Annotated in this window: 10 protein-coding genes and 1 tRNA gene; 6 read left to right on the forward strand and 5 right to left on the reverse strand. The window is 64.8% G+C overall.

Annotated elements, in window-relative coordinates; genetic code table 11:
• Positions 1-23: 23 nt before the first annotated feature.
• The 3 genes from accC to accD are packed head-to-tail and all read right to left on the reverse strand — an operon-like array spanning position 24 to position 2,684.
• Positions 24-1,373: an acetyl-CoA carboxylase biotin carboxylase subunit gene (gene accC, locus NTCA1_RS19820; RefSeq protein WP_086493798.1), complete on the reverse strand. Its 1,350-nt coding sequence runs from the start codon at positions 1,371-1,373 to the stop codon at positions 24-26.
• A gap of 13 nt (positions 1,374-1,386) precedes the next feature.
• Positions 1,387-1,839 (reverse strand): acetyl-CoA carboxylase biotin carboxyl carrier protein, encoded by a 453-nt coding sequence (accB, locus tag NTCA1_RS19825; RefSeq protein ID WP_159831584.1) that lies wholly within the window; start codon positions 1,837-1,839, stop codon positions 1,387-1,389.
• Positions 1,836-2,684: an acetyl-CoA carboxylase, carboxyltransferase subunit beta gene (accD, locus tag NTCA1_RS19830; protein WP_159831585.1), complete on the reverse strand. Its 849-nt coding sequence runs from the start codon at positions 2,682-2,684 to the stop codon at positions 1,836-1,838. Before accD ends, accB begins: the two co-directional genes overlap by 4 nt.
• A 426-nt stretch (positions 2,685-3,110) precedes the next feature.
• Here accD and NTCA1_RS19835 point away from each other — a divergent pair, with 426 nt between their 5' ends.
• Positions 3,111-3,527: a secondary thiamine-phosphate synthase enzyme YjbQ gene (locus NTCA1_RS19835; RefSeq protein WP_159831586.1), complete on the forward strand. Its 417-nt coding sequence runs from the start codon at positions 3,111-3,113 to the stop codon at positions 3,525-3,527.
• A gap of 163 nt (positions 3,528-3,690) precedes the next feature.
• Entirely contained in the window at positions 3,691-5,070 is a 1,380-nt protein-coding gene (locus NTCA1_RS19840) for an L-serine ammonia-lyase (protein ID WP_159831587.1), read from the forward strand.
• Positions 5,071-5,279: 209 nt separating this feature from the next.
• On the opposite strand, the gene wecC is transcribed toward NTCA1_RS19840, so the two are convergent.
• Together wecC and wecB are read right to left on the reverse strand one after the other, a co-directional pair.
• Positions 5,280-6,593 (reverse strand): UDP-N-acetyl-D-mannosamine dehydrogenase, encoded by a 1,314-nt coding sequence (gene wecC / locus NTCA1_RS19845; RefSeq protein ID WP_159831588.1) that lies wholly within the window; start codon positions 6,591-6,593, stop codon positions 5,280-5,282.
• Positions 6,571-7,716, reverse strand: a complete 1,146-nt coding sequence (gene wecB, locus NTCA1_RS19850; RefSeq protein ID WP_159831589.1) for a non-hydrolyzing UDP-N-acetylglucosamine 2-epimerase — start codon at positions 7,714-7,716, stop codon at positions 6,571-6,573. Before wecB ends, wecC begins: the two co-directional genes overlap by 23 nt.
• A gap of 164 nt (positions 7,717-7,880) precedes the next feature.
• Between wecB and dcd the strand changes: the two genes are divergently transcribed.
• From dcd to NTCA1_RS19870, 4 genes are all read left to right on the forward strand, one after another.
• Entirely contained in the window at positions 7,881-8,435 is a 555-nt protein-coding gene (dcd, locus tag NTCA1_RS19855; RefSeq protein WP_086493793.1) for a dCTP deaminase, read from the forward strand.
• A gap of 112 nt (positions 8,436-8,547) precedes the next feature.
• Positions 8,548-9,129 carry a DoxX family protein gene (locus NTCA1_RS19860; RefSeq protein WP_086493792.1) on the forward strand — a complete coding sequence of 194 codons (582 nt, stop codon included), beginning with the start codon at positions 8,548-8,550 and terminating at the stop codon, positions 9,127-9,129.
• 94 nt (positions 9,130-9,223) lie between these two features.
• Positions 9,224-9,299: transfer RNA gene (locus NTCA1_RS19865), tRNA-Val, on the forward strand.
• A 274-nt stretch (positions 9,300-9,573) separates the two neighbouring features.
• Positions 9,574-12,501 (forward strand): TonB-dependent receptor domain-containing protein, encoded by a 2,928-nt coding sequence (locus NTCA1_RS19870; RefSeq protein WP_159831590.1) that lies wholly within the window; start codon positions 9,574-9,576, stop codon positions 12,499-12,501.
• Positions 12,502-12,521: the final 20 nt, after the last annotated feature.

Below are 12,521 nucleotides of genomic sequence, written 5' to 3' on the forward strand. Positions count from 1 at the left end.
TTACCTGCCGGTTCCAGCGCGCCTCAGGAGGCGCGCTTGGCCAGCCATTCTTCCAGCCACTTGATGGTATAGTCGCCGCTCTGGAACTCGGGATCCTCAAGCAGGGCCTGGTGCAGCGGGATCGAGGTCTTCACGCCGTCGATCACCATCTCCTCCAGCGCGCGCTTGAGGCGCATGATCGCGCCGTTACGGCTGCGGCCGGAGACGATGAGCTTGCCGATCATCGAATCGTAGTACGGTGGGATGCGGTAGCCCGTGTAGAGCCCCGAATCGACGCGCACGTTCATGCCGCCCGCCGCGTGGTAGTTCGTCACCTGGCCCGGCGAGGGGGTGAAGTTCCACGGGTCTTCCGCATTGATGCGGCACTCGATGGCGTGGCCCTTGAACTCGATCTCGTCCTGCTTGAACGAGAGCGGCTGGCCGTCGGCGATGCGGATCTGCTCGCGCACGAGATCGACGCCGGTGATGGCTTCCGTCACCGGATGCTCCACCTGGAGGCGGGTGTTCATCTCGATGAAGTAGAACTCGCCGTTTTCCCAGAGGAACTCGATCGTGCCCGCGCCGCGATAGCCCATGTCGGCCATGGCCTTGGAGACGATGCCGCCCATGCGGTCGCGCTCTTCGGGGGTGATGACCGGCGAAGGCGCTTCTTCCAGCACCTTCTGGTGGCGGCGCTGCAGCGAGCAGTCGCGCTCGCCGAGGTGGACAGCCTCGCCCTTGCCGTCACCGAAGATCTGGAATTCGATGTGGCGCGGATTGCCGAGGTACTTTTCCATGTAGACGGTGGCGTCGCCGAAGGCGGCCTTCGCCTCCGAACGGGCCTGGCCCATCTGACTTTCGAGTTCCTCGGCCGTGTTCACGACCTTCATGCCGCGGCCACCGCCGCCCGAAGCGGCCTTGATGATCACCGGATAGCCGATCGTCTCGGCCAGGTCGCGCGCTTCGGCAAAGTCCTCGATCGCGCCGTCCGAACCCGGAACCAGCGGCAGGCCGAGCGCACCGGCGGAGCGCTTGGCTTCCACCTTGTCGCCCATCGTGCGGATGTGCTCGGGCTTGGGGCCGACCCAGATCAGGCCATGCGCCTCGACGATCTCGGCGAACTGGGCGTTCTCGGAAAGGAAGCCGTAGCCGGGGTGGATCGCGTCGGCATGGGTGATCTCGGCCGCAGCGATGATCGCCGCGACGTTGAGGTACGAATCCTTCGCGGCGGGCGGGCCGATGCAGACCGCGTGGTCGGCAAGGCGCACATGCATGGCGTCGGCGTCGGCGGTCGAGTGGACCGCGACGGTTTCGATGCCCATCTCGCGCGCGGCGCGGTGGATGCGCAGCGCGATCTCGCCGCGGTTGGCAATCAGGAGGCGCTTGATGGCCATGAAGCTACCGTCCTCAGGCGATCACGACGAGCGGCTGGTCGAATTCGACCGGCTGCTGGTTGTCGACGAGGATGGACTGGATCGTGCCGGCCTTGGGCGCGACGATCTGGTTCATGACCTTCATGGCCTCGACGATCACCAGCACGTCGCCGGCCTTGACCTGCTGACCGACGCTGATGAAGTTCGGCGCGGTGGGCTCGGGGGCGAGGTAGACGGTGCCGACCATCGGCGACTTCACGGCGTCGACCGGAGCGGCAGCAGGCGCGGCCTCGGCAACCGGCGCCGCTGCGACGGGTGCAGCAACCGGCGCAGCGGCATAGGCCGGAGCGGCAGCGGCAACGATCTGCTGGGCAACCTGGCGGGTGACCTTGATCTTGCGTTCGCCGTCTTCGACCTCGATTTCGGTCAGACCGGTTTCAGCGAGGAGCTCGGCGAGCTCGCGTACCAGCGCGCTGTCGATGTTCACGCAACTTCCTTTCGTTCAAGATATTCGAGCAGCGAGGCCAGCGTGCCTTTGAGGTCCTTGCGGTGGACCACCATGTCGACCATGCCGTGGGCATGGAGGTACTCGGCGCGCTGGAAGCCGTCGGGGAGTTTTTCGCGGATTGTGTCCTGAATCACGCGCTGGCCGGCAAAGCCGATGAGCGCGCCCGGCTCCGCAATCTGGACGTCGCCCAGCATCGCGTAGCTGGCAGTGACGCCGCCGGTGGTGGGATCTGTCAGGACGACGATATAGGGGAGCCCCGCGCGCGCCAGGCGGCGGATGGCGACGGTGGCCTTGGGCATCTGCATGAGCGAGAGGATGCCCTCCTGCATGCGGGCGCCGCCCGCTGCCGTGCAGATCACGTAGCCGCAATCCTCGGCAATGGCGCGTTCGACCGCCTCGACGAAAGCCTCGCCCACGGCCATGCCCATCGAGCCGCCCATGAAGGCGAAGTCCTGCACGCCGAGCACCAGCTTGCGGCCCTCGACCGTGCCGAGCGCATTGGTGAGCGCATCAGGGAACGGGTTGGCGGCGCGGGCGATCTTCAGGCGATCGGAATACTTCTTGCTGTCGCGGAAGTTCAGCGGGTTTTCGGGGACCCGCGCGGCGGGCAGCACCGCGTAACCGGCGTCGAGCAGCTGGTCGAAGCGTGCCTGCGCACCGATGCGGCCATGGAACTGGCAGCGCGGGCAGACCGACAGATTGTCCTCGAACTCCTTGGTGAAGAGCATCTCGCCGCAACCGGGACACTTGGTCCACAGGTTGTCGGGCGTGTCCCGCTTCTTCAGGCCCCCGAGGGAATTGCGTACCTTGCTAAGCCAACTCATGACGAACCCTTGCGTGAATCTCGTGCGGCCCGGTGAGTCCGGGCTCGCCTGTTGGACCGATCGGGCGCAGCGTTAGGGCTTGTTTTCCTGCGCCCTTGCGACCGAACGATCTCTGTATGCGACGTGCTCCGCGCTGGCCTGTCGGGCCCGCCGCAGTGCGCGGCAATACGCGGCAGATATGGCTAGATCAATCGCCAGCTAACTTCGGTATGCGTAAAAAGTGCCCGGAAACGGTAGGAATGGAGGCTGAAAGCCGCAGAAATCCGCTAATAACACAGGTCTGCCGCAGGCCCTGCAAAAGATCGGCAGGCGCGGTGAAAACAAGGTTTTTTCACCGGTTTACCATTACGTCAAGGCTAAATTCGTGGCCTTTTGGGCACGGAATGGGGCGTTGATGATGCAGCCGAAGAGGTCCAGACAGGCCCGATGATACAGGCTACCACGATCATCACGACAGGCACAGCCGGCAGAGGCCTGACCGACATCACCGCCACGATCGCCGAATGGTTGCACGAAACCGGCATCGAGGAAGGCCTGCTCACCCTGCTGTGCCGCCACACTTCGGCCTCGCTGCTGATTCAGGAGAACGCCGCGCGCGAGGTGCGCAGCGACCTTGTGGGCTGGCTGGACCGGATCGCGCCCGAGGGACCCCACTATGCCCATGATGACGAAGGCCCGGACGACATGCCAGCCCATCTCAAGGCCATGCTGACGGGTGTGAACCTCTCGATTCCCGTCATTGGCGGGCGCATGGCGCTGGGCACATGGCAGGGCATCTATCTGGCCGAACACCGCCGCGCAGCCCACCGGCGGGAGATCGCGCTCCATCTGATGGGCACCTGACACGTCTCCACACCTGCGGCGATTTTGCCGCACCGTGGCGGTCCCGGCTGCTTTCTTCAGGCTGGACCATTGCATCCGCCGAGACGATCCTTATCCACGCTCTTCAGTCGCAGTTCGGAGATTTTCCCGTGCCTTTCCCCGCCGCCGTGCGCGAGTCCCAGCCTTGATCTCCGCCCTCGATCTGTTCCGTATCGGCCTTGGCCCTTCCAGCTCGCACACCGTCGGACCGATGCGCATTGCCGCGCGCTTTCTCCAGACGCTGGAAGACGGCGGGCAGTTCGAGTCTATCGCGCGCGTGCTGGTGGAGCTGCAAGGCTCGCTGGCGCTGACCGGGGAAGGCCACGGCACCCCCGACGCCTGCCTGATGGGCCTGATCGGTTTCCAGCCGGAAACCGCCGATCCCACCGAAGCGCACGAGGCCGCGGCGGCCGTCCGCGCCTCTCATCGCATTGCCCTGCTCGGTCGCCGCGAGATCCCCTTCGATCCCGCGACCGACCTCGTGCTCGACTTCGATCATATTCCCGACCTCCACCCCAATGGCATGGTCCTGACCGCCTTCGACGCCGAGGGCGGAGAGGTCGCCCGGCATGAGTATTTCTCCACTGGCGGCGGCTTCTTCTCCAGCCGCCACCAGTTGGAACAGCCCGCGCCCGACGATCAGGTGGTTCACGGCCCGCCCGTCGCCTGGCCCTTCGGATCGGGTGCGCAGCTTCTGGAAGTCTGCGCGGAAAGTGGGCTCGACATCGCCGGGGTCATGCTCGCCAACGAAGCGGCCCGACGGCCCGAAGAAGAGACGCTGGCCGGGCTCGACATGATCGCCGACGCCATGAACCAGTGCATCGACAGCGGCCTCGAACGCGAAGGCCTGCTGCCCGGCGCGCTCAAGGTCCGCCGCCGCGCCCGGTCCATCCACCAGAACCTCCTCTCGCGCCCGCAGGACAATCAGGCCGAGACGCTGATGGACTGGCTCAATCTCTATGCCATGGCGGTCAACGAGGAGAACGCCAGCGGCGGCCGCGTCGTCACCGCGCCCACCAACGGCGCGGCAGGCATCGTGCCCTCATTGCTGCGCCAATATTGCAGCGAGGGCCGCAAGGCCCTGCCCTCGAAAGCGCGGCGCTATCTGCTGACCGCTGCCGGGATCGGCCTGCTCTACAAGCAGCGTGCCTCGATCTCCGGCGCGGAAATGGGCTGCCAGGGCGAAGTGGGCGTGGCCTGCTCGATGGCAGCGGCGGGCCTGGCGGCGGTCTGGGGCGGCACCCCGGAGCAGGTCTGCGCGGCGGCCGAGATCGGCATGGAGCACAACCTCGGCCTTACGTGCGATCCGGTCGGCGGGCTGGTGCAGATCCCGTGCATCGAACGCAACGCCATCGCCTCGGTCAAGGCGGTCAATGCCGCCAAGCTGGCGCTTCACGCGGGCGAAACCCCGCGCGTCTCGCTCGATCAGGTGATCGAGACGATGCGCCAGACCGGGCTGGACATGTCCAGCAAGTACAAGGAAACCAGCCAAGGCGGCCTGGCCATCAACGTGGTAGCCTGCTGAAGGTCTGTTTGAAAAATGCCCGAATGGGCATTTTTGCGCGGCACCGGCCCGCGCCCCCACCCTACCACCCAACGGTAGTATCCTGCGGGTGGTAGGGTGGGGGCGCCTGAATCCAAACGGGGCCGGTGCCGCAAAATTCGCATTTCGCGAATTTTCAAACGGACTCTGAGAAAGGGCGCGATCGCTCGCCCCTCCCCTCGGAGCCTTGTTCAGGCGGTGAGCGCCAGCCGGGCGTCCTCGTCGCGCACGACGCGCGGCTGATCTGGCCAGATGCCGCGCGTGTCGTAGACCAGCTTGTCCGCCCGTTCGGCCAGGGGGACCACGCGGAATACGTCGTGGTCGACCAGCACGATCAGGATCTCGCAAGTCTCCAGTGCGTCGTCGATGTCGATCTGGGTAACGCCGGTATCGGTGAACTCGATGGGAAGCTGCGCCGCGTAAGGTTCCACCACATGGATGCGGCTGCCGAACTTGCGGGCGAGGCGGCTAGTCACGAAGCGCGCCGGACTCTCGCGGAAATCGTCGATATTGGCCTTGAAGGCAAGGCCGAGGCAGGCGACTTTCGCCTCCGGGTTGGCCTCCACCAGAGCCTCTGCCCGGGCGATGACATGGCTCATCTTGCGGTCGTTCACCCCGCGCGCGGTGCGGATCAGCGTGGTCTCTTCGGGCGCGCCATGGACGATGAACCAGGGGTCGACGGCGATGCAGTGCCCGCCCACGCCCGGCCCCGGCGTCAGGATATTGACGCGCGGATGGCGGTTGGCGAGGCGGATCACTTCCCAGACGTCCAGCCCCATGCGGTCCGAGACCATCGAGAGCTCGTTGGCGAAGGCGATGTTGACGTCGCGATAGGCGTTCTCGACCAGCTTGGTCATCTCGGCCGAGCGCGCGTCCGTGGTCACGCATTCGCCGCGCACGAAGCGCTTGTAGAAAGCCAGCGCCTTGCGCGCGCAGCGCGGAGTGATGCCGCCGATCGAGCGATCGTTGTTGGTCAGCTCCTCGAGAATGCGGCCCGGAAGCACGCGCTCGGGGCAATAGGCGATCGAGACGTCGGGCGTGTCGCGCGTCATGCCCGGAATCTTCAGGTCGGGGCGCATTTCGGCAATCAGGTCGCGAAGCTGCTCGGTCGTGCCGACCGGCGAAGTCGATTCGAGGATCACCACGTCGCCCACCTTGAGCACTTCGGCAACCGCGCGGCCCGCCGCCAGCACATAGGAGATGTCGGGCGCATGGGTGCCCTCGCCGTCCTTTTCGAACGGCGTGGGCACGGCGATCACGAAGATGTCGGCAGGCGCGATCCGCGTCGAGGCCGAGAGCAGCCCGCGCGAAACGACGCCCTGCACCAGGCCGTCGAGATCGACTTCCTCGATATGGATCTCGCCCCGGTTGATGGTGTCGACCACGTCCTGCGAAACGTCGAGGCCAAGCACCTTGCAGCCGGCGCGGGCGATCACGGCGGCGGTGGGCAGGCCGATATAGCCGAGGCCCACGACGCAGACGTCAGGCTTGGTGTCGGACTTCATTGGCAAGCAACTCCACGATTCGGCGCGATGTCTGCCCGTCTCCGAAAGGATTGTGGGCGCGCGCCATGGCCTCGTAGGCCACTCTATCATCCAGCAAGGTTGATATTTCGGTAACGATCCGCTCGGCCGAGGTGCCGACCAGTCTTGCGGTGCCCGCCGCGACGCCCTCGGGCCGCTCGGTGGTTTCGCGCATGACCAGCACCGGCTTGCCCAGCGCGGGGGCTTCTTCCTGCACGCCGCCCGAATCGGTCAGCATGATCTCTGCCAGGGACAGCAGGCGGGCGAAATGCGGATAGTCCAGCGGCTCGATCAGGGCGACGTTGCCCAGCCCGGAAAGCCGCTCGTTCATCACCTTGCGCACGTTGGGATTGAGGTGGACCGGGAAGATCACGGCGATGTCGCTGCGCGCCGCAATCCTGCGGATGGCGGCGGCGATCTGCTCCATCCCCTCCCCGAAGTTCTCGCGGCGGTGGCTGGTGACGCCGATGATCCGCTTGCCCGCGAAGCGCGCTTCCAGTTCGGCAAGGCCGCCCGCGAGCGAAGGCTGCCGCTCGATTTCCGCCGTGACCCAGTGGAGGGCATCGATCACCGTATTGCCGGTGACATGGACGCGCGCGGGATCGACGTTCTCGTTCACCAGCGCATTGCGGGAAGTTTCCGTGGGTGCGAAGTGCAGGCTGGCCATGGAACCGATGATCTTGCGGTTCACCTCTTCCGGCCAGGGATGATAGATATTGCCCGAACGCAGCCCCGCCTCGACGTGATCGACCGGGAGCTTGCGGTAATAGGCCGCCAGCGTCCCCGCCATGGCCGTGGCGGTATCGCCCTGCACGATCACCCGGTCGGGCTGCGCGGCATCCATCACTTTGCCCAGCCCGGTGAGCAGGTTCGCGGTCAGCGCGTCGAGCGTCTGGTCCGGCTGCATCACGTCGAGATCGTGATCGGGCACGATCCCGGCGATCTCCAGCACCTGGTCGAGCATCTGGCGATGCTGCGCCGATACGCAGACCACGCATTCGAAACGCGGATCGGCCATCAGCGCATGAATCACCGGAAACAGCTTGATCGCCTCAGGGCGCGTGCCGAAGACGACAAGGATACGAGTGCTGGGCTGAGCGGTCATGGCGCCGGGCATAGCAAAGAGGAGTAGATGCTGAAATTAAAAGGCGTTTCGCCGGACGATCTTTTCGAGCGGCCCGCCGCCCCGGCCTGTTCCCCATCTGTCATCGTGGACAATATCGCGCTGCGGCCTTGCTCCCGCCCGTTCCATCGGCAATCACCGCAGCCATGTCTATCCTGAGCGACAAGTGGATCCGCGAGCAGGCGCTCGAACACGGAATGATCGAACCTTTCGTCGAGGCCCAGCGCCGCGACGGATGCATTTCCTACGGCCTCTCGTCCTACGGCTACGACGCCCGCGTCGCGCCGGAATTCAAGATCTTCACCAATGTCGATTCGGCCGTGGTCGATCCCAAGGACTTCGCGGCCAATTCCTTCGTAGACCGCACCACTGACGTCTGCGTGATCCCGCCCAACTCGTTCGCGCTGGCCCGCACGGTGGAATACTTCCGCGTGCCGCGCGACGTCCTGGTGATCTGCCTGGGCAAGAGCACGTATGCGCGCTGCGGCATCATCGTGAACGTCACGCCGCTGGAGCCGGGCTGGGAAGGCCACGTCACGCTGGAATTCTCCAACACCACACCGCTGCCCGCCAAGATCTACGCCAATGAAGGCGCCTGCCAGTTCCTGTTCCTCAAGGGCAACGAGCCCTGCGAGACGAGCTATGCCGACCGCGCAGGCAAGTACATGGGTCAACGCGGGGTAACGCTACCTAGGCTCTAGGAGTCTTTTTGAAAAATGCCTGAAGGGCATTTTTGAGCGGCACCGGCTCTAGGGAACAATAACCTCACCAGCCCGCTTCTCCCGGCATGAAAGCCATGTCGGGAGAGAAGACATGTCCAAGATCGCTGCCATCATCGGGCGTTTCCTGATCGCCCTGATCTTCGTGATTTCCGGCGCCTCCAAGCTCATGGACGTCGCCTCTACCGAGACCATGATCGTCGCCGCGGGCCTGCCGGGCGGGTTCGCCATTCCGGCGGGACTGTTCGAACTGCTGGCCGGACTCTGCCTCGCGGCCGGATTCATGGTCAGGCTGGTTTCGGTGCTTCTCGCGGTCTTCGTCGCCGCGACGATCCTGTTCTTCCACAACCGCTTCACCGACCCCATGCAGCAGATCATGGCGCTGAAGAACGTCGCCATCATCGGCGGCCTGTGCCTCGCCTTCGCGCATAGCCAGATGTGGAACCACTATTACGCCATCGCCCGCGAGCGCCGGGGCGAACTGGAGGCCCGCAATGCCGAGGAGCGGATTCGCGATGCGGAACTGCGCGCCGCCCGCGCAGAAGCCCGCGCCGACGCCATTGCCGAGGAACGCACCGCACCGGGCTATGTGGAGACCGCGCCGCGCACCGTAACGAGCGACTACACCCATGACGGCCTGCCAACCCTGCGCCGTCGCCGCTGGTTCGATTGGTAGACGACAAACGCGAAAAACCTCTTCGCGCCCGGTTGACCCGGGCGCGATTTGTCGTAAAGCGGCCTTCATCGAGCCACCCCATGCGGGTCGCTTCGGGCGGTTAGCTCAGTTGGTAGAGCATCTCGTTTACACCGAGAGGGTCGGGGGTTCGAGCCCCTCACCGCCCACCATTTCCCTTCATCCCTGATCGCACGTGCCGGTTTTCCGGCATCGGCGATGCGTTGCCTGCCATTGGCCGGTTAGTCGATTCGGCTAATTGCCGGTCTGGTCCGACCAGACCTTCCCCTCAAAATCCGACGCAGACCTTTCTCCGACAACCGCCGGACACGCCCTTTTTGCGCCCAAAACAGTCACATTCTTGAGCGATACGATATTTCGTATACGATATTTGACAATGAAGGAAATGTGACGCAAAGTCTGCGCAATCTAAAGGGAGTTACGACCATGAGGGGTCACAGAAGGAAACTTTATTGCGCGGCCGCATTGACCGCGATCATCGCTGGAACGGCACAGGCGCAGGAGGCCGCACCGGCCGACGGCGTTGCCAATGACATCGTCGTCACCGGCACCCGCATCAAACGCGCCGATCTCGAGAGCAACAGCCCCCAGACCGTCGTCGGTTCGGACGAGTTCCGCTACCAGGGCGCCACCACGGTCGAGCAGGTGCTGAACCGCCTTCCGCAGTTCACCGCCGACGCCAACGAGAACGTCTCGAACGGTTCCGACGGCACTTCCAAGATCAACTTGCGCAACCTCGGTTCGAACCGCGTGCTGACCCTGATCGACGGCCAGCGCATGATGCCCTCGCAGGCGATCAACACGTCCTTCATCCCCAGCGCCCTTGTCGAGCGCATCGACGTGATGTCGGGCGGCGCCTCGGCCGTTTACGGTTCGGACGCGCTTTCGGGCGTCGTGAACTTCGTGCTCAAGAAGGATCTCGACGGCGTCCGCATCGATGCCCAGACCGGCTTCGCGCAGCACAACAACAACAATAGCGCACTGCGCGCCATGCAGCGCGGCTCGGGCTACGAACCTGCCCCGTCCTCCGTTACCGACGGCGGCAAGCAGGACGTCAACATCGCGGCAGGCAAGAAGTTCGCCGACGGCCGCGGCAACATCACCGTTTACGGCGGCTACCGCAAGTTCAGCCCGGTCCGCCAGTCGAGCCGCGACGTTTCGGCCTGCGCCCTGCAGGACCGCGAATCCGTCGTCGGCTCCGGCAATTTCGACCAGCTGTTCTGCGGCGGATCCAGCAACACGCCTTACGGCTCGTTCATTCCGCTCTCGGACCTCAGCCCCTACAAGGGCCAGACGCTGATCAACAACGGCAGTGGCACGCTGGTGCCTTACGATCCCTCGTATGCCTACAACACCGCGCCCGACAACTACTTCCAGCGCTCCGACGAGCGCATCACCGCAGGCGGCTTCGCGCGGTACGAATTCAGCAAGGCAGCCGAACTCTACGGCAGCTTCATGTACATGCACGACCAGACCTTCTCGCAGGTCGCGCCTTCGGCGGTCTGGTTCGGCACGGCGTTCGACGTATCGTGCAACAACCCTTACGCCAACGCCTCGCAGCTTACCGCGATCTGCGGCAGCGCAGCGGGCACCGACGCCACCGCCCCCACCAACGTGGGCTACCGCGTGGTCGGCCAGCCCCGCCGCGACAACTTGCGCTTCAACGACTACCGCTACTCGGCGGGCCTGCGCGGCGACATCGGCAGCGGCTTCAGCTACGACGTCAACTACATGTATTCGCTGGTTAAGTTCAAGGAAACCTACCTGAACGACGTCAACCAGGCGAAAGCTGGCCTCGCGCTCAACGCCATCGACGTCAACGGCGTGCCGACCTGCCGCGCGGTGATCGACGGTACCGATCCGAACTGTATCCCGATCAACGTCTTCACCCCCGGCGGCGTGACGGCGGACCAGGCCGCCTACATCTTCGGCGAAAGCAACACCGCATCGCGCAACTCGCTCAGCGTGTTCTCCGGCTCGCTCAGCGGCGATCTCGGCGAGCTGGGCGTGACCATGCCCTGGGCCGAATCGGGCGTCGGCATCGCGCTCGGCCTTGAGCGCCGCCGCGAAACGCTGAAGTTCACGGCCGACGAAGTCGCGCAGCAGAACGGCACCCTGCCTTCGGACGGCATCATCGCCGTGACCGAAGCCTTCGGCGAAATCGAAATCCCGCTGATCGAGGACAAGCCGTTCTTCAAGTCGCTGACCATCAACGGCGGCCTGCGCTATTCGTCCTACGACAACAAGCAGAACTCGACCGGCATCAAGTCGGGCTACAATGTGTGGACCTACAAGGGCGAACTGTCGTGGGCCCCGGTCGACGACCTGCGCGTCCGCGCCAGCTACAACCGCGCCATCCGCGCGCCCAACGTGGCCGAACTGTTCGCTTCGCAGGCGGTCGGCAACGTCAACGGCACCGACCCTTGCGCGGGCAGCGATCCGAGCGCCTCGTTCGAGATCTGCCAGGCCACCGGCGTGACCCAGGCCATGTACGGCAGCATCCCCGATTGCCCGTCCGACCAGTGCTCCGGCCTTGGCGGCGGCAATGTCGCGCTCAAGCCGGAAACCGCCGACACCTACACGCTCGGCGTCGTCATCACGCCCAAGGCGCTGCGCCGCTTCTCGCTGTCGGTCGACTACTACAACATCAAGGTGAAGGACTATATCGGCTCGATCGCGCCGTCGCTGATCATGGGCCAGTGCGCCGCCACGGGTGATCCGTACTTCTGCGGTCTGTTCGTCCGCGATCCGCGTTCGGGCCAGGTCTTCGGCCAGAACTCGGGCTATATCATCTCCACGACGATGAACACCGGCTACCTCAAGACCTCCGGTCTCGACGTGAATGCCGACTACACCTTCGACATCGGCAACCTGGGCAGCGTCAACCTCGGCCTGGTCGGCACCTACCTGATCGAACAGGTCTCGCAGCCGGTTCCCGGCGGCGGTTCCTACGACTGCAAGGGCCTGTTCGGCTATACCTGCGGCCAGCCGACCCCGGAATGGCGCCATGTTGCGCGCCTCTCCTGGATGACGCCGACCGATACCACGGTCTCGCTCTCCTGGCGCCACATGGGCGGCACCAAGCTGTCGAGCCTGACCGACAATCCACTGCTCTCGGCCGACCGTACGGTCGTGAACAGCAAGATCGGCGCCTACAACTACTTCGATCTGTCGCTGACCCAGGCGATCGACAAGCGCTTCACCCTGCGCGCAGGCGTGAACAACATGTTCGACAAGGACCCGCCGGTTCTCGACTCGGGCCTGCTGCAGTCGTTCGGCAACGGCAACACTTATCCGGGCGTCTACGACGCGCTGGGCCGCACGATCTTCGTCGGCTTCACTGCCAACTTCTGATCTTGAGCGTCTTCGCAGTT

The sequence above is a fragment of the Novosphingobium sp. TCA1 genome (assembly GCF_009811895.1).
Lineage (GTDB): Bacteria > Pseudomonadota > Alphaproteobacteria > Sphingomonadales > Sphingomonadaceae > Novosphingobium > Novosphingobium panipatense_A.

Excerpts from the sequence above, each read along its gene's own strand:
- accC (WP_086493798.1), bottom strand. The coding sequence starts at position 1,373 with ATGGCCATCAAGCGCCTCCTGATTGCCAACCGCGGCGAGATCGCGCTG.
- accD (WP_159831585.1), bottom strand. The coding sequence starts at position 2,684 with ATGAGTTGGCTTAGCAAGGTACGCAATTCCCTCGGGGGCCTGAAGAAG.
- NTCA1_RS19835 (WP_159831586.1), top strand. The coding sequence starts at position 3,111 with ATGATACAGGCTACCACGATCATCACGACAGGCACAGCCGGCAGAGGC.
- wecC (WP_159831588.1), bottom strand. The coding sequence starts at position 6,593 with ATGAAGTCCGACACCAAGCCTGACGTCTGCGTCGTGGGCCTCGGCTAT.
- wecB (WP_159831589.1), bottom strand. The coding sequence starts at position 7,716 with ATGACCGCTCAGCCCAGCACTCGTATCCTTGTCGTCTTCGGCACGCGC.
- dcd (WP_086493793.1), top strand. The coding sequence starts at position 7,881 with ATGTCTATCCTGAGCGACAAGTGGATCCGCGAGCAGGCGCTCGAACAC.
- NTCA1_RS19860 (WP_086493792.1), top strand. The coding sequence starts at position 8,548 with ATGTCCAAGATCGCTGCCATCATCGGGCGTTTCCTGATCGCCCTGATC.
- NTCA1_RS19870 (WP_159831590.1), top strand. The coding sequence starts at position 9,574 with ATGAGGGGTCACAGAAGGAAACTTTATTGCGCGGCCGCATTGACCGCG.